Source organism: Prevotella sp. P2-180, assembly GCF_002251435.1.
Classification (GTDB): domain Bacteria; phylum Bacteroidota; class Bacteroidia; order Bacteroidales; family Bacteroidaceae; genus Prevotella.
In genome coordinates, this window is sequence record NZ_NPJI01000049.1 from 1 (window position 1) to 1,785 (window position 1,785).

General features: G+C 45.0%; 2 protein-coding genes. Both read right to left on the minus strand.

Annotation, left to right across the window (positions count from 1 at the left end; all coding sequences use genetic code 11):
• Positions 1-175: 175 nt before the first annotated feature.
• Positions 176-754: an HU family DNA-binding protein gene (locus CIK98_RS07955; RefSeq protein ID WP_094383720.1), complete on the minus strand. Its 579-nt coding sequence runs from the start codon at positions 752-754 to the stop codon at positions 176-178.
• Between the two features lie 584 nt (positions 755-1,338).
• On the minus strand, positions 1,339-1,518 hold the full coding sequence (locus CIK98_RS07960) for a hypothetical protein (RefSeq protein ID WP_094383719.1): 180 nt from the start codon (positions 1,516-1,518) through the stop codon (positions 1,339-1,341).
• Positions 1,519-1,785: the final 267 nt, after the last annotated feature.

Below are 1,785 nucleotides of genomic sequence, written 5' to 3' on the forward strand. Positions count from 1 at the left end.
TTTTCGCTTGTTTTCTAATTGCAACACTAAGATAAGTAAAAAATCTGACACGGCAAAATCCTGGGCAACTTTTTGTTGCTCAGGAACTTATAAATTAATTTAAATCAAAGTGTTGCGGAATTAAGGTATGGAAATTCACGGTCAATTCACGGCAATTCACGTTCAAAAGAAAAGACTACTGGCCGAGGTCGTCGCTGCCGCTTTCACCGCCGCTTGAGCTACCGCCATTGTCTGGGTCAGTGCCAGTGCCTGGGTCAGAAGGGTCGGTAGAAGGGTCGGTAGACGGGGTGTTGCCCTTGTTCTTGGCTGCAGCGAGATCGACGGTGTCAGATCCCATCTTCTCAGCCTTGACAGTGGCTGCCTGGGCTACACGGCTTGCCACGAGATTGAACTCGGCACGGCCGATGAGGTTCTCGAAGTCTACACCTGGGGTGAAGATAATGTTGACGCCGGTGATGTTCTTGGAGGTGAACTTCTCACAGCTCTCGGCTCCTACACTGGAAAGGGAGACCCAGAAGTCGCCAAGTTCGTCGAGCAATACCTTCTTGCCCTCGAGCAGCTCTTCTACAAGGCAGCTGCAGGTGTCGGAAAGTACTCCTTTCACTTGTCCGCGCTTGTGACCGCCGTGCTCGGCGATGTGGTCGACAAACTGACGGAACGTCATTACTTCCTTCACCTGAGCTCTGGCGTAGGCCTTAGGGGCTTCGTCCTTTTTCATCTGGTTTTGAAGGAGACAAACTGAATAATTGATCATGATGTTGCCCATCGCCGGTATGGGACTTGGTATTTACACAGCAAGGGGGCTGTGCCCGGCAGGGGGTTAAACAATAAGATATTTAAGTTTCGCATGTGATAATTCTCTATGTATAAGGGTTTTATTTAAACCACAGAGATAAAGAGGAAAAGAGGTTCAACCTCTATCATTATACAAGTACTCTTAAACTCTTAAACTCTTTGGTAAAAAACTACGAAGGGTATTATTTAAACCACAGAGATAAAGAGAAAAAGAGGGGTTTTGTTGATGGAGTAGGTCGCAAGCGACAGAGGAAAAGAGGTTTTGCGCAGCTCTCTATAAGCTCTAAATGCCTTGGCATTCACCCTCTTTCATTAGTATAAATACTCTATATCTCTTAAACTCTGTGGTTTAAAATAACTTCCGAAAGTTGAGTTAAAAAAGTGTTTGGGGGGTGGCAGTAAGTCAAAGAACGCTGGAAGAGAGTTTCATCTGATTTCCATTGCAAAGATACGACATTTTGGAGGGACGTTGTCTGTTTCTGTCAGTTACTGTCAGTTACTGTCCGTATAAGTCTGTATATGTCTGTTTCTGTCTGTTTGCAGTTACAGGTCGATGCCATACTGCTCGGCTATGTATTTCACTGCCACTGGCGGCAGGAGCTTGTCGCGGGGTCTTACACCGAGCACGACGAGCTCGTCTTTATGGCGTGACAGCCACCTCTGGAATGTTCTCATATTTACGCCTGCTGCTTCAGCAAGCTGTGCCTTTGACATTGATTTCATAATGCAATAAATTTTTGGAGTTGATATCTTTGTGGGGGGAGTTATAAACTCAAGTTTCTGAAGTGATAAATCCCAATGTATAAGGGTATTATTTAAACCACAGAGATAAAGAGAAAAAGAGATTTGTGGTTTTATAGAGTAGGTCGCAAGCGACAGAGGACACAGAGTTTCCATGCGGCAAACATGATGCGCAGCTCTCTATGAGCTCTAAATGCCTTGGCATTCACCCTCTTTCATTAGTATAAATACTCTATATCTCTTAAACAT

Coding starts and splice junctions, on each gene's coding strand:
- CIK98_RS07955 (WP_094383720.1), bottom strand. CDS start 754: ATGATCAATTATTCAGTTTGTCTCCTTCAAAACCAGATGAAAAAGGAC.
- CIK98_RS07960 (WP_094383719.1), bottom strand. CDS start 1,518: ATGAAATCAATGTCAAAGGCACAGCTTGCTGAAGCAGCAGGCGTAAAT.